Below are 20,474 nucleotides of genomic sequence, written 5' to 3' on the forward strand. Positions count from 1 at the left end.
GCCATGATCCTGCTTATTGATAACTATGATTCTTTCACCTGGAACCTCTACCAGTACTTTTGTGAACTGGGGGCCGATGTGCTGGTTAAGCGCAACGATGCGTTGACACTGGTGGATATCGACGCCCTTAAACCACAAAAAATTGTCATCTCACCCGGCCCCTGTACGCCAGATGAAGCCGGGATCTCCCTTGAAGTTATTCGCCACTATGCCGGGCGCTTGCCGATTCTTGGTGTCTGCCTCGGTCATCAGGCGATGGCGCAGGCTTTTGGTGGCAAAGTTGTGCGCGCCGCAAAGGTCATGCACGGTAAAACCTCACCGATTACGCATAACGGCCAGGGCGTATTCCAGGGGCTGGCGAATCCACTCACCGTGACGCGCTACCATTCGCTGGTGGTGGAACCTGACTCATTGCCAGCGTGCTTTGACGTGACTGCCTGGAGCGAAACCGGGGAGATTATGGGGATTCGTCATCGCCAGTGGGATCTTGAAGGTGTGCAGTTCCATCCGGAAAGCATTCTCAGCGAGCAGGGGCATCAACTGCTGGCGAATTTCCTGCATCGCTGATTTCTGGTTGCTATCTAGTGATTTTTTATGCATATTTTGTGATTATAATTTCACATTGGTTTATGCGTAACAGGGTGATCATGAGATGGCAACTGAACAAGCAGCAATTACACGCGCGACTTTCGATGAAGTGATCCTGCCGATTTATGCACCGGCAGAGTTTATTCCGGTAAAAGGTCAGGGCAGCCGAGTCTGGGATCAGCAAGGCAAAGAGTATGTCGATTTCGCGGGTGGGATTGCGGTAACGGCGTTAGGCCATTGCCATCCGGCGCTGGTGGAAGCGTTAAAAACCCAGGGGGAAACCCTGTGGCATATCAGCAACGTTTTCACCAATGAACCGGCGCTGCGTCTTGGGCGTAAACTGATTGAGACGACGTTTGCCGAACGCGTGGTGTTTATGAACTCCGGTACGGAAGCCAACGAAACCGCCTTTAAACTGGCGCGTCACTACGCCTGCGTGCGTCATAGTCCGTTCAAAACCAAAATCATCGCCTTCCATAACGCCTTTCATGGTCGCTCGTTGTTTACCGTTTCTGTGGGCGGGCAGCCGAAATATTCCGACGGCTTTGGGCCAAAACCGGCAGATATTATCCACGTGCCTTTTAATGATCTTCACGCAGTGAAAGCGGTGATGGATGACCATACCTGCGCGGTGGTGGTTGAGCCTATTCAGGGCGAGGGCGGCGTGACGGCGGCGACGCCAGCGTTTTTGCAGGGCTTGCGTGAGTTGTGCGATCAACATCAGGCATTGCTGGTGTTTGATGAAGTGCAGTGTGGAATGGGGCGGACTGGCGATTTGTTTGCCTATATGCACTACGGCGTGACGCCAGATATTTTAACCTCTGCGAAAGCCCTGGGCGGCGGCTTCCCGATTAGCGCCATGCTGACCACGGCGGAAATTGCTTCTGCGTTTCATCCTGGTTCTCACGGTTCCACCTACGGCGGTAATCCTCTGGCCTGTGCAGTCGCGGGCGCGGCGTTTGATATCATCAATACCCCTGAAGTGCTGGAAGGCATTCAGGCGAAACGCCAGCGTTTTGTTGACCATTTGCAGAAGATCGATCAGCAGTACGATGTGTTTAGCGATATTCGCGGTATGGGGCTGTTAATTGGCGCGGAGCTGAAACCACAGTACAAAGGTCAGGCGCGTGATTTCCTGTATGCGGGCGCAGAGGCTGGCGTAATGGTGCTGAATGCCGGGCCGGATGTGATGCGTTTTGCGCCGTCGTTGGTGGTGGAAGATGCGGATATCGATGAAGGGATGCAACGTTTCGCCCACGCGGTGGCGAAGGTGGTCGGGGCGTAAATAAGACGCGTCATCGTCGCATCAGGCAAAAGATGTCGGATGCGGCGTGAACGCCTTATCCGACCTACGGTTTGAGTGTATGCTTGTCGGCTGATAAGACGCGTCAGCGTCGTATCAGGCAAAGGGTGTCGCTTCTGGCAATGAATTGATTACGCCTTCGAATCCCGCAACTTGCGACTCAACCAAATCCCGTGATGCGGTCGCTGACGCCACGCCATCGACGATATGGTGTGCATGGTATTCAGATGGCCAATAACCCGTTGTAAATGCTGTTCCAGGGTACCAGCCGCGCCTTCGTGCGGCAGCATCTCTGGCGCGTCTATGATATTGGCGTCACCAGACCCGCCCGGCTCGTCATATTCCAGCCGCTGTTGACAGCGTTGAATAGCGATTTCACAAGACTGCAAATACTCTTGCGCCAGCTCCTGTGGTAATGTCCGGTGTTCTCGCGCCAGCGTGGTCATGGCATTAATATGTTCAACAATAAACTGACTATGTGTTACCCACAGTTTCATGTCAGCCAGATAATGGCTGTTAAATGCGGGTTCCTGCATCGCCTGATTTAATGAGTTATACAGAGTGTTATGTGCCTGATTAACCCGCATTCGCTGCCAGGCCAGTGGTGTTGGTTGCGGATCTTTACTCAGGATCAGACGAATCGCTTCCTGGTAGGTTTCTAAAGCATCATGGGCGTTCTTACGCAATAACCCGCTCTGCCACTGCGGCCACAGCCATACCGTGCCACCGAAGGCAATCAAACAACCAATAATGGTATCGATAAGACGCGGAATGATGTATTGCTCGCCGTTCAGCCACAACAGTTGCAGGGTATACACCGCAGTAATGGTAAAGCCGACCGTTGCCCAGCCGTAGTTTTTGCGCAATATCAGGTAGCTGGCGAGGGTGGTAAACAGCATCAGCGTCAGGGTGTAACCTTCGGGAATTTTAAAGTGCAGCGCCACGCCCGCAATGATTAACCCGACCACGGTTCCCACGGAGCGATTCACAATCCTCAGACGGGTCGCGCCGTAACCATTTTGTGTCACCAGCAACACCGTCATCAGGATCCAATACGACTTCGGCAGATGCAGCGCGGTCCCCATCAAACTGGCGACGCTTAACATCACACTGAGTCGTCCGGCATTGCGCAGTGCCGGAGATTTCAATGAAAGATAACTTTTTAACGCCGGAAGTAATGGCATCCGCCGCTGTTTATCCGCCAGCAGATCGCGGGCATAGAGCGGTTTCTGGGTACGCAGCACACGAGCGATGCGGCTGAAGTGCCAGTAGCAGAATTGCCCAACAGGATTATCCGGGTGCTGACGGGCGATTTTCTCCAGTGCGCCAATTTGCTTCTCCATCGTAAAACGCGTCGGCAGGCGATGGTAAAGAATGTCATCAGCCAGCACGCGCAGGCGAGCGGCGACGGTTTGCGCATTCCAGCGGATAACTTCCTCCGCATGGCTACGCTCGACCAACTTTTGCACCTCTTCAGGTTGATGCAAACTGACCGAAATATGTTCCTGTAAATCCAGAGCTTCCTGGAAAATGCGCAACATCCGCTTGTAGTCAGTATTATTTTGCGCGGAAAGCATGTGCATTTGCTGATAGCACTGGGTAATTAAATCGACCGCTTTTTGCTGGCGTACCAGTAGTGGCGGGAGCGCTTTTTCGGGATCGGTGTGCTGAGTGAGCAGACTGTATTTGATTTCACAGTAATCAGCCAGTTCACGGTAGAGCAGACTAAGTGATTCGCGTAGGGGTTGTTCGCGCCAGATCCAGAACCAAAACCAGTTAAACAGCCCGTACCAGAGTGTGCCTAACGCATAAATGAGCAATGGCTCCCAGACCGGCATATATCCCGCCAGACTGAGGGTAAAAATGGCAGCCAGCAACGATGCAGGAAGCAATTTTGCGTGTAATGGCCCAAGCTCAGCAGTGACGCCAAGTACCAGCGTTAACCCAGTCAGCAGAAAGGGCAGGGGGATATCTTTTTCCAACAGCAGCTGTGTCAGTAAGCTACAGGTAGCAAACAGCGACGCGCCAATAATCAAGCGTTTGAAAAAACGTTTATGGGGGGTATCAAGCCCCGCAATGTTGCAACAGGCAGGGACGAGTGAAAACAGCAGGCCGAGTCTTAATTCGCCAAACAACAGACCAACGGCCACGGGCAAACATAGCACCAGTGTTTGTCGTAGTGCATAGTTGATATCAGGATGATAAATCAGTCTGCGCCACATCGGTTTAAACAAAATGGCGCGCTACCAGGTAACGCGCCACTCCGATGGGGTTAACGGGTGCCGTAAACGACGATGGTTTTACCGTGTGCGGAGATCAGGTTCTGATCTTCCAGCATCTTCAGAATGCGCCCCACGGTTTCACGAGAACAGCCGACAATTTGACCAATTTCCTGACGGGTAATTTTAATTTGCATACCGTCCGGGTGAGTCATGGCATCGGGTTGTTTTGCCAGATTCAGCAGCGTCTGCGCGATGCGACCTGTAACGTCGAGGAAAGCGAGGTTGCCCACTTTCTCTGAAGTGACTTGCAGACGACGCGCCATCTGCGCGGAGAGACGCATCAGAATATCCGGGTTAACCTGAATTAATTGACGAAATTTTTTGTAGGAAATTTCAGCTACTTCACAGGCGGTTTTTGCACGTACCCATGCGCTACGTTCCTGGCCTTCTTCAAACAGGCCCAATTCGCCAATAAAATCACCCTGATTCAGATAGGAGAGGATCATTTCTTTACCCTCCTCGTCTTTGATCAGCACTGCCACAGAGCCTTTAACGATGTAGTACAGCGTTTCCGCTTTTTCACCCTGGTGAATAAGCGTGCTCTTGGATGGATACTTATGAATGTGGCAATGAGACAAGAACCATTCGAGAGTCGGGTCTGTTTGCGGTTTGCCAAGCACCATGCGCGGTTATCCTCTGTTATAAGCTTTCTCCAGAGCCAGAAAACGGCGCTGTCTCTGGGTTGCCGAAATGTGCTTCCCGCTACCTGGGAAGGGGCTATCAACTGAACTGCACGGTAATGTGACGTCCTTTACATACATGCAGTACATCAATGTATTACTGTAGCATCCTGACTGTTTTAGCATAGCTTTCGCTCTGTGTCTCCTGGTGTCTCGCTTCAGCATGACCCAGGTCGCCTTCCGTTGCGCGATTTGGTCAGTACGCGTACTCTGTCAGGAAAATTGACGCAATGGAGTTCCGATTATGCAAGCGCGTGTGAAGTGGGTTGAAGGGTTAACTTTTTTGGGCGAATCCGCCTCTGGTCACCAGATTTTAATGGATGGCAACTCCGGCGATAAAGCGCCCAGCCCGATGGAAATGGTGCTGATGGCGGCGGGTGGCTGTAGCGCCATTGATGTGGTTTCTATCCTGCAAAAAGGGCGTCAGGATGTGGTTGATTGTGAAGTAAAACTGACCTCTGAACGCCGCGAAGAGGCCCCGCGCCTGTTTACCCATATCAATTTGCATTTTATCGTCACAGGTCGCGACCTGAAGGACGCAGCGGTTGCGCGTGCGGTGGATCTCTCTGCTGAGAAATATTGTTCAGTGGCGCTGATGCTGGAAAAAGCCGTGAATATTACCCACTCGTATGAAGTGGTTGCTGCGTGATTTAACTATCCCGTTGTGACGCCGGATAGTATTTTATCCGGCTTATTAGCGGCGCTACTCGATTTTCTTCCCTTCCATCAGTCGTTGCACCAGCGGCAGCATAATTAACTCCATTGCCAGACCCATTTTGCCGCCCGGCACCACTAATGTATTGATGTGGGAAATGAATGAGCCCTGCAACATCGCCAGTAGCCAGGGGAAATCGATCCCTTCCAGATTACGAAAATGGATCACCACAAAGCTTTCATCCAGCGATGGAATGCCTTTTGCCGCGAACGGGTTTGAAGTGTCGACGGTGGGAACTCGCTGGAAGTTAAGATGGGTGCGGGAAAACTGCGGCGTGATGTAGTTGATATAGTCTTCCATTGAACGCACTACAGAGTCCATCACTGCTTCTCGTGAGTGCCCGCGCTCGCTGGTGTCGCGGATCAGTTTTTGAATCCACTCAAGGTTAACGATAGGCACCACGCCAACCAGTAAATCCACATGCTGCGCAACGTTATGCTGTGGCGTGACTACGCCGCCGTGTAAACCTTCATAAAACAGTACATCAGTCGGTTCCGGTAAAGGTTGCCAGGGGGTGAATGTCCCCGGTACCTGATTCCACGGTACGGCTTCGTCGTAGGTATGCAGATATTTGCGAGATTTCCCTTTGCCGCTCTGGCCGTATTCAATAAAGGTCTGTTCCAGCAGGCCGAAGTCGTTGGCTTCGGGACCGAAGTAGCTGATATGCCGCCCGGCGTCGCGCGCTTTGCGGATCGCCATGTCCATTTCCGGGCGGGTGTAGCGGTGAAAACTGTCGCCTTCCACCTCGGCGGCTTGCAGATTTAACTGGGCGAATATTTTACGAAACGCGAGGCTGGTGGTGGTAGTCCCCGCGCCGCTGGATCCTGTTACCGCAATGACCGGATGTTTGGCAGACATAGTAACTCCATGACTTGGCTATCATTATTATTTCGTCCGCCGACGGTTGCAGGTTATTCGCGAAACTGACTGCGCGGCATGATATTGACCGTCTCGTGCAGTTCCGACCAGACCAGTACCGCTTCTCCGCACTGTAGCTGGCGTTTGACGTCGGCGACTTTCTGTTCAAGCGTACGCTCTTGTTCACCATAATCGGTGCCTTCACGTAACACAAAGCTTTCAATTAAATTTTCCAGCGTTTCAGGGGAGATGTCTTGCCAGGGAATCAACATGATTTCGCCTCCAGATACGTTGTTAACCAGTCAGGAATGCGTGACTCCAGCCACATTTGCGGGTGAAGTAATGTACCGCCAATAAAACCAACATGACCCCCATGTTCGGTCAGTTGATACTCTACTTGCGGAGGAAGATTTTCCGGTTTCGGGATCACCTGATGATCCATAAACGGATCGTCTTTGGCGTGAATAATCAGCGTCGGTTTAGCGATCCGGTTCAGCATCGGCATGGCGCTACACTGACGATAATAGTCGATAGCGTCGGCGTAGCCGTGAATTCTGGCGGTGATCAGATCGTCAAATTCACGGATACGACGTACCGATTTTAACTGCGCGAGATTAATCGGCAGCGTACCGGGGTAGGCCGCCAGCTTGCGCGCAGCATTGGCTTTTAGCAGGTTCAGCAAATAACGCTGATAAACGCGGGAAAAGCCCTTTTCCATATGGTAACTACAGGCTTCCAGCACAAACGGCGCAGAGACAATCACCGCCGCATCAATCGGGAGATCATTGCCTTCTTTTGCCAGCAAACAGGCCAGCATATTACCGCCGAGCGAATAGCCGACGGCAGCCGTTGGCGCATGACCAAACTCGCGTTGCAGCCAGCGTAAAAACCAATTGGCGTCTTCGGTTTCGCCCGAATGGTAAATGCGGTGCATGCGGTTAGGTTCACCGCTGCATCCGCGAAAATGCATCACCACACCCAGCCAGCCGCGCTTTTTCGCCGCATCAACCAGGCCGTGGGCGTAAGGGCTATTGAGGCTGCCTTCGAGCCCGTGAAACACCACTAAACGCGGTTTATGTCTCGCCTGTGCAGGATCTTCACTCCACGCGAGATCGACAAAATCACCGTCGGGCAACTCCAGCCGCTGCCAGTGCGGAGTAAATTTCACCTGACGACGAAACAGACGCGGCAGCATGGTTTGTAGATGGCAATTGCTGAAACCGCGCATAGGGATGAATTCAGCACTGCTGCTGAATTCATTAGCATCGGTCGTCGTTATCTGCGCCATCAGTTGCTTTGGCCTTCCAGCAGCATCTGCTCAAGCTGCTCCTGGGCTTCCAGCCATGCCATTTCGCACTCTTCCAGGCCGGATTTGGCGCTGGCTTGCTGTTGCAGGCAGGCGGTCAATTCCGCTTTACGGCTCTGGTCGTACAGTTCGCTGTCGCCGAGTTTCTCTTCCGCCTGCGCCAGTTGCGCATTCAGCTTCTCCATCTCTTTTTCCAGACGGGCGATCTCTTTACGCAGTGGCTGGGTTTGCGCACGCAGCTCCGCTTCCCGACGCTTCTGATCTTTACGTGCCTGGGCGCTGTTCGCGTTCTCTTTTGGCGCGTCGTCGGTCTGGTTTTCCTGCTTTTGTACGTCGCTTAACCACTGTTGATAATCTTCCAGATCGCCGTCGAACGGTTCGACTTTACGATCGTGAACCAGATAGAGATCGTCAGTGGTGGAACGCAGCAAATGACGGTCGTGCGAAACGACAACCAGCGCGCCTTCAAACTCGATCAACGCTTCAGTCAGTGCCTGACGCATGTCGAGGTCAAGGTGGTTGGTCGGTTCGTCGAGCAGCAGCAGATTCGGACGCTGCCAGACGATTAATGCCAGCACCAGGCGGGCTTTTTCACCACCGGAAAAGCGGCGCGTTTCTTCCGTCACTTTATCGCCCTGGAAACCAAAGCCGCCGAGATAGTCACGCAGTTTTTGCTCCAGCTCCTGCGGCGCTAAACGTGCCAGATGTTGAATAGGCGATTCGTCGGCGCGCAGGTATTCAAGTTGATGCTGGGCGAAGTAGCCGAGCTTGATCCCTTTCGCCAGACCAATTTCACCGCTGACTGGCGCAAGTTCACCGGCTAACAGTTTGATTAATGTCGATTTACCCGCGCCGTTGCGGCCTAACAGACCAATGCGCGAGCCAGGGACCAGATTCAGTTTAATCGAGTCGAGAATAATGCGATCGCCATAGCCTGCGCTGACTTTTTCCATCTTCAGTAACGGATTTGGCAGACTTTCCGGCGCGCGGAAGCTAAAACGGAACGGGTTGTCGACGTGCGCCGGGGCAATCAGCTCCATACGCTCGAGCATCTTAATGCGGCTCTGGGCCTGCTTCGCTTTGGTGGCTTTGGCACGGAAACGGTCGATATAACTTTGCAGATGCGCTACGCGTTCCTGCTGGCTTTCATACATCGCTTGTTGCTGCGCCAGACGGGTGGCGCGCTGTACTTCAAACGAACTGTAGTTACCGGTGTACTCGAACATGCTTTGTTGTTCGATATGAATAATTTTATCCACTATCGGATCGAGGAAGTCGCGGTCGTGAGAGATCAGGATCAGCGTGCCCTGATAGCTCTTCAGCCATTTTTCCAGCCAGATAACGGCATCGAGATCGAGGTGGTTAGTCGGTTCGTCGAGCAGCAGCAAGTCTGAACGGCAAATCAGCGCCTGGGCAAGGTTAAGACGCATACGCCAGCCACCGGAGAAATCACTCACCGGGCGCTCCAGTTGTTCATTGCTGAAACCGAGGCCGTGCAGCAGGCTGGCGGCGCGGGAGCGAATACTCCATGCGTCGATAGCATCCAGCTTGCCATGAATGGTCGCAATGGCGTGCCCGTCGTTACGTTCGTTGGCGTCGTGTAGCTGCGCTTCCAGTTGGCGATATTCTCGGTCGCCATCAATGACATATTCCAGCGCCGCTTGCGGTAGCGCTGGTGTTTCCTGATTCACCCACGCCAGTTGCCAGCTTCCCGGAAAGGTGTAGCTGCCGCCGTCGGCGCTGATTTCATTTTTCAGCAATGCCAGCAGGGTAGATTTACCACAGCCGTTTTTACCCACCAGGCCGACTTTCTGCCCGGGGTTGATGGTGGCGGTGGCATTATCCAGCAGGACGCGCACGCCGCGACGAATTTGTAACGAGGAGAAAACAATCATAAGGCGCCGTATGTTCAGACTATGTTAACTTATCATTATGATAATGTAATGTATGGGCGAGCTGTCGCACCGGGCGCAATGGTAGCCCAAAACAGCGACTATACACAAAAACCATACCGGGAGGGGGATGATGTCTCAGCCAGCGAAAGTTTTGCTGCTGTATGCCCATCCGGAATCTCAGGACTCGGTGGCAAACCGGGTCCTGCTTAAACCGGCCACGCAGCTCAGCAATGTTACCGTGCACGACCTTTACGCGCACTATCCCGATTTTTTTATTGATATCCCCCGTGAGCAGGCATTACTGCGCGAGCACGAGGTGATTGTCTTTCAGCATCCTCTTTATACCTATAGCTGCCCGGCGCTACTGAAAGAGTGGCTGGACCGGGTATTAAGTCGTGGTTTTGCCAGCGGGCCGGGGGGAAACCAACTGGCGGGAAAGTACTGGCGTAGCGTGATTACCACCGGCGAGCCGGAAAGTGCTTACCGTTATGACGCATTGAATCGCTACCCGATGAGCGATGTTCTGCGCCCCTTTGAACTGGCGGCGGGCATGTGCCGGATGCATTGGTTAAGCCCCATCATTATTTACTGGGCGAGACGGCAAAGCGCACAGGAGCTGGCGAGCCACGCCAGAGCCTACAGTGACTGGCTGGCAAATCCGCTGTCTCCAGGAGGCCGCTGATGGAAGGTTCCGATTTTTTACTCGCAGGAGTGCTGTTTCTCTTCGCGGCGGTGGCTGCGGTGCCGCTGGCATCGCGGCTGGGTATTGGCGCTGTGTTGGGATATTTGCTGGCAGGGATTGCAATTGGCCCATGGGGGCTGGGGTTTATTAGCGACGTCGATGAGATCCTCCACTTTTCGGAACTCGGCGTGGTATTCCTGATGTTTATCATCGGCCTGGAGTTGAATCCTTCCAAACTTTGGCAACTGCGACGCTCGATTTTTGGCGTAGGCGCGGCACAGGTGCTGTTAAGCGCGGCGTTGCTGGCGGGATTATTGATGCTGACGGATTTCGCCTGGCAGGCGGCGGTGGTCGGTGGCATTGGCCTTGCGATGTCTTCAACTGCAATGGCGTTGCAATTGATGCGTGAGAAAGGGATGAATCGCAGCGAATCCGGCCAGTTAGGTTTCTCGGTACTGCTGTTTCAGGATCTGGCGGTGATCCCGGCACTGGCGTTAGTGCCGTTGTTGGCGGGGTCAGCAGATGAACATTTCGACTGGATGAAAATCGGCATGAAGGTGCTGGCGTTTGTCGGCATGCTGATTGGCGGGCGCTATTTACTGCGTCCGGTATTCCGCTTTATTGCAGCTTCTGGCGTGCGGGAAGTGTTCACCGCCGCGACGCTGCTGCTGGTGTTGGGTTCCGCATTGTTTATGGATGCGCTGGGACTGTCGATGGCGCTCGGTACGTTTATTGCAGGCGTGCTGCTGGCGGAAAGTGAATATCGCCATGAACTGGAAACGGCAATCGATCCGTTTAAGGGGTTGCTGCTCGGGCTATTTTTTATCTCGGTCGGGATGTCGCTCAACCTCGGGGTGCTTTATACCCATCTGTTGTGGGTAGTGATAAGCGTGGTTGTGCTGGTGGCGGTGAAAATTCTCGTGCTGTATCTGCTGGCGCGATTGTATGGCGTGCGTAGCTCAGAGCGGATGCAGTTTGCTGGCGTGTTGAGTCAGGGCGGTGAGTTTGCCTTTGTCCTCTTTTCTACCGCTTCTTCACAACGCTTATTCCAGGGCGACCAGATGGCGCTGTTGCTGGTGACGGTGACGCTTTCCATGATGACCACGCCGTTGCTGATGAAGCTGGTGGATAAATGGCTATCCCGCCAGTTTAACGGACCGGAAGAAGAGGATGAAAAACCGTGGGTCAACGATGATAAACCGCAGGTTATAGTCGTGGGCTTTGGGCGTTTTGGTCAGGTGATTGGTCGTTTGCTGATGGCAAATAAAATGCGCATTACTGTGCTGGAGCGGGATATCAGCGCTGTTAACCTGATGCGCAAATATGGCTACAAAGTTTATTACGGCGACGCCACGCAGGTAGATCTTTTACGTTCTGCGGGTGCAGAGGCCGCAGAGTCTATTGTCATTACCTGTAACGAGCCGGAAGACACCATGAAGCTGGTGGAGATTTGCCAGCAACACTTCCCGCATTTGCATATTCTTGCGCGAGCGCGCGGACGTGTGGAAGCGCATGAGTTATTACAGGCCGGGGTGACGCAGTTTTCTCGTGAGACATTCTCCAGTGCGTTAGAGCTGGGGCGCAAAACGCTGGTCACGCTTGGCATGCATCCGCATCAGGCGCAGCGCGCGCAACTGCATTTTCGCCGCCTGGATATGCGAATGCTGCGGGAGTTAATCCCGATGCATGCTGATACCGTACAAATTTCTCGCGCCAGGGAAGCCCGACGCGAACTGGAAGAGATTTTCCAGCGTGAAATGCAACAAGAACGACGCCAGCTGGACGGCTGGGATGAATTTGAGTAGAGGGTAAAGATGGCAATCCGAAAACGTTTTATCGCGGGCGCAAAATGCCCGGCCTGTCAGGCGCAAGATTCCATGGCGATGTGGCGCGAAAATAATATTGATATTGTTGAATGTGTTAAGTGCGGACACCAGATGCGTGAAGTCGATAAAGAAGCCCGCGATCACGTTCGCAAAGATGAGCAAGTGATCGGGATTTTTCATCCGGACTAGCGATATGCGCCGAGTTTTTTTAAGCTAGTGAGTACACGGCTGCAGAATTCCGCTACAATCTGCGCCACTATTCTTCCCATGCTCAGGAGATATCATGAAAGTAGCAAAAGACCTGGTGGTCAGCCTGGCCTATCAGGTACGTACAGAAGACGGTGTGTTGGTTGATGAGTCTCCGGTGAGTGCGCCGCTGGACTATCTGCATGGTCACGGTTCCCTGATCTCTGGCCTGGAAACAGCGCTGGAAGGTCATGAAGTTGGCGATAAATTTGATGTCGCTGTTGGCGCGAACGACGCTTACGGTCAGTACGACGAAAACCTGGTGCAGCGCGTTCCTAAAGACGTATTTATGGGCGTTGATGAACTGCAGGTAGGTATGCGCTTCCTGGCTGAAACCGACCAGGGACCAGTACCGGTTGAAATCACTGCGGTTGAAGACGATCACGTTGTGGTTGACGGTAACCACATGCTGGCTGGTCAGAATCTGAAATTCAACGTTGAAGTTGTGGCGATTCGCGAAGCGACCGAAGAAGAACTGGCTCATGGTCACGTTCATGGCGCGCACGATCATCACCACGATCACGACCACGACGGTTGCTGCGGCGGTCATGGCCACGATCACGGCCATGAACACGGTGGCGAAGGCTGCTGTGGCGGTAAAGGTAACGGCGGTTGCGGTTGCCACTAATACCAAAAAAGTGACAAAAAAGCGGGGAATCCCCGCTTTTTTTACGCCTCAATAATGCGGCGGTGGCGTTTCTTCAGCCTGCGACGCGATGTTCGACGGCTGGCTGGCTTTTAACTTCTCGGTCAGCAGACGCAGATGATCGCGCAGTTTCGCCATCTCCATTTCATGAGCGGTCACCGTGACGTTCAGTTCTTCAATGGTGATTTCCTGAAAAGCCAGCCGGCTCTCCAGTTCTGCCAGGCGTGCTTCCAATGTTAAATCCTGCATGATTCACCTCTTTTGTCGAATGGTCGCCGCGGATTCTACTTAACTTTGCTGCCCGAGACAGCACTCATTTCGCAGTCATCGAAACTAATTTAAACAAAAAGAGTCTGAAAATAGATGATAATAGGGCGTATCTGTATGTAGATTTGTTCGACAACGTTTTATAGTACCTTTCTGATAATAGTTAACCCAGGGGTGAGATGCCCCGATCCTGGAGATATGGATGAAATCACTGTTTAAAGTAACGCTGCTGGCGACCACAATGGCCGTTGCCCTGCATGCACCAATCACTTTTGCTGCCGAAGCGGCGAAACCAACTGCAACTGCTGACAGCAAAGCAGCGTTCAAAAATGACGATCAGAAATCAGCTTACGCGCTGGGTGCTTCGCTCGGTCGTTACATGGACAATTCTCTGAAAGAACAAGAAAAGCTGGGCATCAAACTGGATAAAGATCAGCTAATCGCGGGTGTTCAGGATGCATTTGCGGATAAAAGCAAACTCTCCGATCAAGAGATCGAACAGACTCTGCAAGCGTTTGAAGCACGCGTGAAGTCCTCCGCTCAGGCGAAGATGGAAAAAGATGCTGCTGATAACGAAGCGAAAGGTAAAGAGTACCGCGAGAAATTTGCCAAAGAGAAAGGTGTAAAAACCTCTTCAACTGGCCTGGTTTATCAGGTAGTGGAAGCCGGTAAAGGTGAAGCACCGAAAGACAGCGATACTGTAGTAGTGAACTACAAAGGTACGCTGATCGACGGTAAAGAGTTCGATAACTCATACACCCGTGGTGAACCGCTCTCGTTCCGTCTGGACGGCGTGATCCCTGGCTGGACTGAAGGTCTGAAGAACATCAAGAAAGGCGGTAAGATCAAACTGGTTATTCCACCAGAGCTGGCTTACGGCAAAGCGGGCGTTCCGGGGATCCCACCGAACTCTACTCTGGTATTTGACGTAGAACTGCTGGATGTGAAACCAGCACCGAAGGCTGATACGAAGCCAGAAGCAGATGCTAAAGCAGCAGATTCTGCTAAAAAATAAGCATTAAAAACCGCCGCCTGACCAGGCGGCGGTTTTTTTATTGCAGGCCGGATATAATTAGTGCTGGAAAGCGGAACCTCCGCTGTATTAATTTAATTACCCGCATCATTAATGAGCCTGCCCTGAAAAGTTAACGACAGGCTCCTGAAAAGGAGTGTTTTTTTTCATGTCCAGGTCGCTTTTAACCAACGAAACCAGTGAGTTGGATTTACTGGATCAACGTCCTTTCGACCAGACCGATTTTGATATTCTGAAATCCTACGAAGCGGTGGTGGACGGGTTAGCGATGCTCATTGGTTCCCACTGTGAAATCGTTTTGCACTCTTTGCAGGATTTAAAATGTTCAGCCATTCGTATTGCCAACGGCGAACATACAGGCCGGAAGATTGGCTCGCCAATTACCGATCTGGCACTGCGTATGCTGCACGACATGACGGGAGCGGATAGCAGCGTTTCTAAATGCTACTTTACTCGCGCCAAAAGCGGCGTATTAATGAAGTCCCTGACCATCGCGATTCGTAACCGCGAACAGCGTGTAATTGGTCTGCTGTGCATCAATATGAATCTTGATGTTCCCTTCTCGCAGATTATGAGCACTTTTGTGCCGCCAGAAACCCCGGACGTCGGTTCAAGTGTCAACTTTGCGTCTTCGGTTGAAGATCTGGTTACCCAAACACTGGAGTTCACCATTGAAGAAGTGAACGCCGATCGTAATGTTTCTAATAACGCCAAAAATCGTCAAATCGTGTTGAATCTTTACGAGAAAGGCATTTTCGATATCAAAGATGCGATCAACCAGGTTGCTGATCGTCTCAACATCTCCAAACATACTGTTTATCTCTATATCCGTCAGTTCAAGAGCGGTGATTTCCAGGGGCAAGATAAGTAATGCGTTTTGCCATCGTGGTAACCGGGCCAGCATACGGAACGCAACAGGCGAGTAGTGCTTTTCAGTTTGCACAGGCGCTGATAGCAGAAGGCCATGAGTTGAGTAGCGTCTTTTTCTACCGGGAAGGGGTCTATAACGCTAACCAGTTAACTTCTCCGGCAAGTGACGAATTTGACCTTGTGCGCGGCTGGCAACAGTTGAACGCGCAACATGGTGTGGCGCTGAATATCTGCGTAGCGGCAGCGTTACGCCGCGGTATCGTCGATGAAACTGAAGCAGGAAGACTGGGGCTGGCCTCGTCAAACCTTCAGCCGGGATTTACCTTAAGCGGACTTGGCGCTCTGGCAGAAGCCTCGCTAACCTGTGACAGGGTGGTACAGTTCTGATGAAACGAATAGCGTTTGTCTTTTCTACTGCGCCTCATGGCACCGCGGCTGGTCGTGAGGGATTAGATGCTTTACTCGCAACTTCCGCTTTAACTGACGATCTCGCCGTCTTCTTTATCGCCGATGGCGTTTTTCAGCTTCTGCCAGGACAAAAGCCCGATGCGGTGCTGGCGCGTGATTACATTGCCACTTTTAAATTGCTGGGTCTGTATGACATTGAACAGTGCTGGGTTTGTGCGGCTTCTCTGCGCGAACGAGGGTTAGGTCCGCAGACACCCTTTGTTGTCGAAGCCACGCCGCTCGAAGCAGATGCCTTACGCCGCGAACTCGCCAACTACGATGTTATTTTGAAATTTTGAGGCGTACATGTTGCACACATTACATCGCTCTCCCTGGCTGACAGATTTTCCTGCGTTGCTGCGTCTGCTCAGTGAGGGTGACGAACTGCTGTTATTACAGGATGGCGTAACTGCCGCAGTTGACGGCAACCGCTACCTTGAAAGTCTGCGTAATGCCCCCATTAAGGTTTATGCCCTGAACGAAGACCTCATTGCCCGCGGTTTGACTGCTCAAATTTCGAACGATATCATCCCAATTGACTATACTGATTTCGTCAGACTTACGGTTAAGCACACCAGCCAGATGGCCTGGTGACGGCGGGATCGTTGTATATTTCTTGACACCTTTTCGACACCGCCCTAAAATTCGGCGTCCTCATATTGTGTGAGGACGTTTTATTACGTGTTTACGAAGCAAAAGCTAAAACCAGGAGCTATTTAATGGCAACAGTTAACCAGCTGGTACGCAAACCACGTGCTCGCAAAGTTGCGAAAAGCAACGTGCCTGCGCTGGAAGCATGCCCGCAAAAACGTGGCGTATGTACCCGTGTATATACTACCACCCCTAAAAAACCGAACTCCGCACTGCGTAAAGTATGCCGTGTTCGTCTGACTAACGGTTTCGAAGTGACTTCCTACATCGGTGGTGAAGGTCACAACCTGCAGGAGCACTCCGTGATCCTGATCCGTGGCGGTCGTGTTAAAGACCTCCCGGGTGTTCGTTACCACACCGTACGTGGTGCGCTTGACTGCTCCGGCGTTAAAGACCGTAAGCAGGCTCGTTCCAAGTATGGCGTGAAGCGTCCTAAGGCTTAATGGTTCTCCGTTAAGTAAGGCCAAACGTTTTAACTTAAATGTCAAACTAAACTCGTAGAGTTTTGGACAATCCTGAATTAACAACGGAGTATTTCCATGCCACGTCGTCGCGTCATTGGTCAGCGTAAAATTCTGCCGGATCCGAAGTTCGGATCAGAACTGCTGGCTAAATTTGTAAATATCCTGATGGTAGATGGTAAAAAATCTACTGCCGAATCTATCGTATACAGCGCGCTGGAGACCCTGGCTCAGCGCTCTGGTAAATCTGAACTGGAAGCATTCGAAGTAGCTCTCGAAAACGTGCGCCCGACTGTAGAAGTTAAGTCTCGCCGCGTTGGTGGTTCTACTTATCAGGTACCAGTTGAAGTCCGTCCGGTTCGTCGTAATGCTCTGGCAATGCGTTGGATCGTTGAAGCTGCTCGTAAACGCGGTGATAAATCCATGGCTCTGCGCCTGGCGAACGAACTTTCCGATGCTGCAGAAAACAAAGGTACTGCAGTTAAGAAACGTGAAGACGTTCACCGTATGGCCGAAGCCAACAAGGCGTTCGCACACTACCGTTGGTAATCCCTTCGGAGTTTTAGTCACCAGGCGGGCGCTTCCAGTAAGCAGCCCGCTTTGGGCTACTTAAATTGAACGCCTAAAAGATAAACGAGGAAACAAATGGCTCGTACAACACCCATCGCACGCTACCGTAACATCGGTATCAGTGCGCACATCGACGCCGGTAAAACCACTACTACCGAACGTATTCTGTTCTACACCGGTGTAAACCATAAAATCGGTGAAGTTCATGACGGCGCTGCAACCATGGACTGGATGGAGCAGGAGCAGGAACGTGGTATTACCATCACTTCCGCTGCAACTACTGCATTCTGGTCTGGTATGGCTAAGCAGTATGAGCCGCATCGCATCAACATCATCGACACCCCGGGGCACGTTGACTTCACAATCGAAGTAGAACGTTCCATGCGTGTTCTCGATGGTGCGGTAATGGTTTACTGCGCAGTTGGTGGTGTTCAGCCGCAGTCTGAAACCGTATGGCGTCAGGCAAACAAATATAAAGTTCCGCGCATTGCGTTCGTTAACAAAATGGACCGCATGGGTGCGAACTTCCTGAAAGTTGTTAACCAGATCAAAACCCGTCTGGGCGCGAACCCGGTTCCGCTGCAGCTGGCGATTGGTGCTGAAGAACATTTCACCGGTGTTGTTGACCTGGTGAAAATGAAAGCTATCAACTGGAACGATGCTGACCAGGGCGTAACCTTCGAATACGAAGATATCCCGGCAGACATGGTTGAACTGGCTAACGAATGGCACCAGAACCTGATCGAATCCGCAGCTGAAGCTTCTGAAGAGCTGATGGAAAAATACCTGGGTGGTGAAGAACTGACTGAAGCAGAAATCAAAGGTGCTCTGCGTCAGCGCGTTCTGAACAACGAAATCATCCTGGTAACCTGTGGTTCTGCGTTCAAGAACAAAGGTGTTCAGGCGATGCTGGATGCGGTAATTGATTACCTGCCATCCCCGGTTGACGTACCTGCGATCAACGGTATCCTGGACGACGGTAAAGACACTCCGGCTGAGCGTCACGCAAGTGATGACGAGCCGTTCTCTGCACTGGCGTTCAAAATCGCTACCGACCCGTTTGTTGGTAACCTGACCTTCTTCCGTGTGTACTCCGGTGTGGTTAACTCTGGTGATACCGTACTGAACTCCGTGAAAGCTGCACGTGAGCGTTTCGGTCGTATCGTTCAGATGCACGCTAACAAACGTGAAGAGATCAAAGAAGTTCGCGCGGGCGACATCGCAGCTGCAATCGGTCTGAAAGACGTAACCACTGGTGACACCCTGTGTGACCCGGACGCGCCGATCATTCTGGAACGTATGGAATTCCCTGAGCCGGTAATCTCCATCGCAGTTGAACCGAAAACCAAAGCTGACCAGGAAAAAATGGGTCTGGCTCTGGGCCGTCTGGCTAAAGAAGACCCGTCTTTCCGTGTATGGACTGACGAAGAATCTAACCAGACCATCATCGCGGGTATGGGCGAACTGCACCTCGACATCATCGTTGACCGTATGAAGCGTGAATTCAACGTTGAAGCGAACGTAGGTAAACCGCAGGTTGCTTACCGTGAAACTATCCGCCAGAAAGTTACCGATGTTGAAGGTAAACACGCGAAACAGTCTGGTGGTCGTGGTCAGTATGGTCATGTTGTTATCGACATGTACCCGCTGGAGCCGGGTTCAAACCCGAAAGGCTACGAGTTCATCAACGACATTAAAGGTGGTGTAATCCCTGGCGAATACATCCCGGCCGTTGATAAAGGTATCCAGGAACAGCTGAAAGCAGGTCCGCTGGCAGGCTACCCGGTAGTAGACATGGGTGTTCGTCTGCACTTCGGTTCTTACCATGACGTTGACTCCTCTGAACTGGCTTTTAAACTGGCTGCTTCTATCGCCTTTAAAGAAGGCTTTAAGAAAGCGAAACCAGTTCTGCTTGAGCCGATCATGAAGGTTGAAGTAGAAACTCCAGAAGAGAACACCGGTGACGTTATCGGTGACTTGAGCCGTCGTCGTGGTATGCTCAAAGGTCAGGAATCTGAAGTTACTGGCGTTAAGATCCACGCTGAAGTACCGCTGTCTGAAATGTTCGGATACGCAACTCAGCTGCGTTCTCTGACCAAAGGTCGTGCATCATACACCATGGAATTCCTGAAGTATGATGAAGCGCCGAGTAACGTTGCTCAGGCCGTAATTGAAGCCCGTGGTAAATAAGCCTAAGGGTTAATACCAAAGTCCCGTGCTCTCTCCTGAAGGGGAGAGCACTATAGTAAGGAATATAGCCGTGTCTAAAGAAAAATTTGAACGTACAAAACCGCACGTTAACGTTGGTACTATCGGCCACGTTGACCACGGTAAAACTACTCTGACCGCTGCAATCACCACCGTACTGGCTAAAACCTACGGCGGTGCTGCTCGTGCATTCGACCAGATCGATAACGCGCCGGAAGAAAAAGCTCGTGGTATCACCATCAACACTTCTCACGTTGAATATGACACCCCGACCCGTCACTACGCACACGTAGACTGCCCGGGGCACGCCGACTATGTTAAAAACATGATCACTGGTGCTGCTCAGATGGACGGCGCGATCCTGGTAGTTGCTGCGACTGACGGCCCGATGCCGCAGACTCGTGAGCACATCCTGCTGGGTCGTCAGGTAGGCGTTCCGTACATCATCGTGTTCCTGAACAAATGTGACATGGTTGATGACGAAGAGCTGCTGGAACTGGTTGAAATGGAAGTTCGTGAACTTCTGTCTCAGTACGACTTCCCGGGCGACGACACTCCGATCGTTCGTGGTTCTGCTCTGAAAGCGCTGGAAGGCGACGCAGAGTGGGAAGCGAAAATCCTGGAGCTGGCTGGCTTCCTGGATTCTTACATTCCGGAACCAGAGCGTGCGATTGACAAGCCGTTCCTGCTGCCGATCGAAGACGTATTCTCCATCTCCGGTCGTGGTACCGTTGTTACCGGTCGTGTAGAACGCGGTATCATCAAAGTTGGTGAAGAAGTTGAAATCGTTGGTATCAAAGAGACTCAGAAGTCTACCTGTACTGGCGTTGAAATGTTCCGCAAACTGCTGGACGAAGGCCGTGCTGGTGAGAACGTAGGTGTTCTGCTGCGTGGTATCAAACGTGAAGAAATCGAACGTGGTCAGGTACTGGCTAAGCCG

At 52.1% G+C, this 20,474-nt stretch carries 23 protein-coding genes; 16 read left to right on the top strand and 7 right to left on the bottom strand.

From position 1 onward, the window contains the following. Positions 1–3 precede the first annotated feature (3 nt). Together pabA and argD are read left to right on the top strand one after the other, a co-directional pair. On the top strand, positions 4–567 hold the full coding sequence (gene pabA, locus AACU94_RS22970) for an aminodeoxychorismate synthase component 2 (protein ID WP_135405527.1): 564 nt from the start codon (positions 4–6) through the stop codon (positions 565–567). Between the two features lie 85 nt (positions 568–652). Then, positions 653–1,873, top strand: coding sequence for a bifunctional acetylornithine/succinyldiaminopimelate transaminase (argD, locus tag AACU94_RS22975; RefSeq protein ID WP_135488684.1), 1,221 nt, complete (start codon positions 653–655; stop codon positions 1,871–1,873). A 149-nt stretch (positions 1,874–2,022) separates the two neighbouring features. Here the strand turns inward: argD and AACU94_RS22980 are convergent, their stop codons facing one another. Both AACU94_RS22980 and crp read right to left on the bottom strand, forming a co-directional pair. Then, positions 2,023–4,113 (bottom strand): YccS/YhfK family putative transporter, encoded by a 2,091-nt coding sequence (locus tag AACU94_RS22980; RefSeq protein ID WP_130217850.1) that lies wholly within the window; start codon positions 4,111–4,113, stop codon positions 2,023–2,025. A gap of 50 nt (positions 4,114–4,163) precedes the next feature. Continuing rightward, positions 4,164–4,796 (bottom strand): cAMP-activated global transcriptional regulator CRP, encoded by a 633-nt coding sequence (crp, locus tag AACU94_RS22985; protein WP_000242755.1) that lies wholly within the window; start codon positions 4,794–4,796, stop codon positions 4,164–4,166. Between the two features lie 301 nt (positions 4,797–5,097). Between crp and AACU94_RS22990 the strand changes: the two genes are divergently transcribed. After that, positions 5,098–5,502, top strand: a complete 405-nt coding sequence (locus AACU94_RS22990) for an OsmC family protein (protein WP_001148908.1) — start codon at positions 5,098–5,100, stop codon at positions 5,500–5,502. 54 nt (positions 5,503–5,556) lie between these two features. Here the strand turns inward: AACU94_RS22990 and AACU94_RS22995 are convergent, their stop codons facing one another. The 4 genes from AACU94_RS22995 to AACU94_RS23010 are packed head-to-tail and all read right to left on the bottom strand — an operon-like array spanning position 5,557 to position 9,627. After that, entirely contained in the window at positions 5,557–6,426 is an 870-nt protein-coding gene (locus AACU94_RS22995; protein WP_130208927.1) for a phosphoribulokinase, read from the bottom strand. A 53-nt stretch (positions 6,427–6,479) separates the two neighbouring features. Continuing rightward, the gene (locus tag AACU94_RS23000; RefSeq protein WP_064527543.1) at positions 6,480–6,698 is read right to left on the bottom strand and encodes a YheU family protein; all 219 of its coding nucleotides are present in this window, start codon (positions 6,696–6,698) and stop codon (positions 6,480–6,482) included. Beyond that, positions 6,692–7,714: a hydrolase gene (locus AACU94_RS23005; protein ID WP_135488685.1), complete on the bottom strand. Its 1,023-nt coding sequence runs from the start codon at positions 7,712–7,714 to the stop codon at positions 6,692–6,694. Before AACU94_RS23005 ends, AACU94_RS23000 begins: the two co-directional genes overlap by 7 nt. Beyond that, positions 7,714–9,627, bottom strand: coding sequence for an ABC transporter ATP-binding protein (locus tag AACU94_RS23010; RefSeq protein ID WP_000634793.1), 1,914 nt, complete (start codon positions 9,625–9,627; stop codon positions 7,714–7,716). Before AACU94_RS23010 ends, AACU94_RS23005 begins: the two co-directional genes overlap by 1 nt. 130 nt (positions 9,628–9,757) lie before the next feature. Here AACU94_RS23010 and kefG point away from each other — a divergent pair, with 130 nt between their 5' ends. From kefG to slyD, 4 genes are all read left to right on the top strand, one after another. Beyond that, positions 9,758–10,309: a glutathione-regulated potassium-efflux system ancillary protein KefG gene (gene kefG, locus AACU94_RS23015; protein WP_130258761.1), complete on the top strand. Its 552-nt coding sequence runs from the start codon at positions 9,758–9,760 to the stop codon at positions 10,307–10,309. Next, entirely contained in the window at positions 10,309–12,114 is a 1,806-nt protein-coding gene (gene kefB / locus AACU94_RS23020; protein ID WP_000399122.1) for a glutathione-regulated potassium-efflux system protein KefB, read from the top strand. The genes kefG and kefB overlap by 1 nt, the downstream gene beginning before the upstream one ends. Before the next feature lie 9 nt (positions 12,115–12,123). Then, entirely contained in the window at positions 12,124–12,324 is a 201-nt protein-coding gene (locus AACU94_RS23025) for a YheV family putative zinc ribbon protein (RefSeq protein ID WP_001007734.1), read from the top strand. A gap of 94 nt (positions 12,325–12,418) precedes the next feature. Then, the gene (slyD, locus tag AACU94_RS23030; protein WP_000861334.1) at positions 12,419–13,009 is read left to right on the top strand and encodes a peptidylprolyl isomerase; all 591 of its coding nucleotides are present in this window, start codon (positions 12,419–12,421) and stop codon (positions 13,007–13,009) included. A 48-nt stretch (positions 13,010–13,057) separates the two neighbouring features. Here slyD and AACU94_RS23035 read toward each other — a convergent pair whose 3' ends face one another. Then, on the bottom strand, positions 13,058–13,276 hold the full coding sequence (locus AACU94_RS23035; protein WP_064527535.1) for a protein SlyX: 219 nt from the start codon (positions 13,274–13,276) through the stop codon (positions 13,058–13,060). A gap of 220 nt (positions 13,277–13,496) precedes the next feature. On the opposite strand from AACU94_RS23035, the gene fkpA reads away from it, so the two are divergent. The 9 genes from fkpA to tuf form a co-directional block, all read left to right on the top strand. Then, entirely contained in the window at positions 13,497–14,309 is an 813-nt protein-coding gene (gene fkpA, locus AACU94_RS23040; protein WP_130208921.1) for an FKBP-type peptidyl-prolyl cis-trans isomerase, read from the top strand. Between the two features lie 166 nt (positions 14,310–14,475). Next, positions 14,476–15,198 carry a helix-turn-helix transcriptional regulator gene (locus AACU94_RS23045; RefSeq protein ID WP_000091466.1) on the top strand — a complete coding sequence of 241 codons (723 nt, stop codon included), beginning with the start codon at positions 14,476–14,478 and terminating at the stop codon, positions 15,196–15,198. Beyond that, complete coding sequence (gene tusD / locus AACU94_RS23050) at positions 15,198–15,584, top strand: sulfurtransferase complex subunit TusD (protein WP_001209689.1); 387 nt, start codon at positions 15,198–15,200, stop codon at positions 15,582–15,584. Before AACU94_RS23045 ends, tusD begins: the two co-directional genes overlap by 1 nt. Further along, a complete protein-coding gene (gene tusC, locus AACU94_RS23055) occupies positions 15,584–15,943 on the top strand; it encodes a sulfurtransferase complex subunit TusC (RefSeq protein ID WP_135488686.1) in 360 nt (119 codons plus the stop codon). The genes tusD and tusC overlap by 1 nt, the downstream gene beginning before the upstream one ends. A 7-nt stretch (positions 15,944–15,950) precedes the next feature. Beyond that, entirely contained in the window at positions 15,951–16,238 is a 288-nt protein-coding gene (tusB, locus tag AACU94_RS23060; RefSeq protein ID WP_130217612.1) for a sulfurtransferase complex subunit TusB, read from the top strand. A gap of 125 nt (positions 16,239–16,363) precedes the next feature. Then, positions 16,364–16,738, top strand: a complete 375-nt coding sequence (rpsL, locus tag AACU94_RS23065; RefSeq protein ID WP_000246815.1) for a 30S ribosomal protein S12 — start codon at positions 16,364–16,366, stop codon at positions 16,736–16,738. A 96-nt stretch (positions 16,739–16,834) separates the two neighbouring features. After that, positions 16,835–17,305, top strand: coding sequence for a 30S ribosomal protein S7 (gene rpsG, locus AACU94_RS23070; protein WP_001138043.1), 471 nt, complete (start codon positions 16,835–16,837; stop codon positions 17,303–17,305). A gap of 96 nt (positions 17,306–17,401) precedes the next feature. Continuing rightward, a complete protein-coding gene (fusA, locus tag AACU94_RS23075; RefSeq protein WP_000124701.1) occupies positions 17,402–19,516 on the top strand; it encodes an elongation factor G in 2,115 nt (704 codons plus the stop codon). A 70-nt stretch (positions 19,517–19,586) separates the two neighbouring features. Beyond that, positions 19,587–20,474: elongation factor Tu (gene tuf, locus AACU94_RS23080; RefSeq protein WP_135488687.1), on the top strand; the 888-nt coding region annotated here is incomplete at its 3' end.

Origin of the sequence: Escherichia sp. E4702 (genome assembly GCF_963883545.1) — a bacterium.
GTDB lineage: Bacteria > Pseudomonadota > Gammaproteobacteria > Enterobacterales > Enterobacteriaceae > Escherichia.

Excerpts from the sequence above, each read along its gene's own strand:
- AACU94_RS22995 (WP_130208927.1), bottom strand. The coding sequence starts at position 6,426 with ATGTCTGCCAAACATCCGGTCATTGCGGTAACAGGATCCAGCGGCGCG.
- crp (WP_000242755.1), bottom strand. The coding sequence starts at position 4,796 with ATGGTGCTTGGCAAACCGCAAACAGACCCGACTCTCGAATGGTTCTTG.
- AACU94_RS23005 (WP_135488685.1), bottom strand. The coding sequence starts at position 7,714 with ATGGCGCAGATAACGACGACCGATGCTAATGAATTCAGCAGCAGTGCT.
- AACU94_RS23045 (WP_000091466.1), top strand. The coding sequence starts at position 14,476 with ATGTCCAGGTCGCTTTTAACCAACGAAACCAGTGAGTTGGATTTACTG.
- slyD (WP_000861334.1), top strand. The coding sequence starts at position 12,419 with ATGAAAGTAGCAAAAGACCTGGTGGTCAGCCTGGCCTATCAGGTACGT.
- fkpA (WP_130208921.1), top strand. The coding sequence starts at position 13,497 with ATGAAATCACTGTTTAAAGTAACGCTGCTGGCGACCACAATGGCCGTT.
- rpsG (WP_001138043.1), top strand. The coding sequence starts at position 16,835 with ATGCCACGTCGTCGCGTCATTGGTCAGCGTAAAATTCTGCCGGATCCG.
- tusD (WP_001209689.1), top strand. The coding sequence starts at position 15,198 with ATGCGTTTTGCCATCGTGGTAACCGGGCCAGCATACGGAACGCAACAG.
- AACU94_RS23010 (WP_000634793.1), bottom strand. The coding sequence starts at position 9,627 with ATGATTGTTTTCTCCTCGTTACAAATTCGTCGCGGCGTGCGCGTCCTG.
- AACU94_RS23000 (WP_064527543.1), bottom strand. The coding sequence starts at position 6,698 with ATGTTGATTCCCTGGCAAGACATCTCCCCTGAAACGCTGGAAAATTTA.
- AACU94_RS23025 (WP_001007734.1), top strand. The coding sequence starts at position 12,124 with ATGGCAATCCGAAAACGTTTTATCGCGGGCGCAAAATGCCCGGCCTGT.
- kefG (WP_130258761.1), top strand. The coding sequence starts at position 9,758 with ATGTCTCAGCCAGCGAAAGTTTTGCTGCTGTATGCCCATCCGGAATCT.
- tusC (WP_135488686.1), top strand. The coding sequence starts at position 15,584 with ATGAAACGAATAGCGTTTGTCTTTTCTACTGCGCCTCATGGCACCGCG.
- pabA (WP_135405527.1), top strand. The coding sequence starts at position 4 with ATGATCCTGCTTATTGATAACTATGATTCTTTCACCTGGAACCTCTAC.
- AACU94_RS23035 (WP_064527535.1), bottom strand. The coding sequence starts at position 13,276 with ATGCAGGATTTAACATTGGAAGCACGCCTGGCAGAACTGGAGAGCCGG.
- fusA (WP_000124701.1), top strand. The coding sequence starts at position 17,402 with ATGGCTCGTACAACACCCATCGCACGCTACCGTAACATCGGTATCAGT.
- AACU94_RS22980 (WP_130217850.1), bottom strand. The coding sequence starts at position 4,113 with ATGTGGCGCAGACTGATTTATCATCCTGATATCAACTATGCACTACGA.
- AACU94_RS22990 (WP_001148908.1), top strand. The coding sequence starts at position 5,098 with ATGCAAGCGCGTGTGAAGTGGGTTGAAGGGTTAACTTTTTTGGGCGAA.
- rpsL (WP_000246815.1), top strand. The coding sequence starts at position 16,364 with ATGGCAACAGTTAACCAGCTGGTACGCAAACCACGTGCTCGCAAAGTT.
- tusB (WP_130217612.1), top strand. The coding sequence starts at position 15,951 with ATGTTGCACACATTACATCGCTCTCCCTGGCTGACAGATTTTCCTGCG.
- argD (WP_135488684.1), top strand. The coding sequence starts at position 653 with ATGGCAACTGAACAAGCAGCAATTACACGCGCGACTTTCGATGAAGTG.
- kefB (WP_000399122.1), top strand. The coding sequence starts at position 10,309 with ATGGAAGGTTCCGATTTTTTACTCGCAGGAGTGCTGTTTCTCTTCGCG.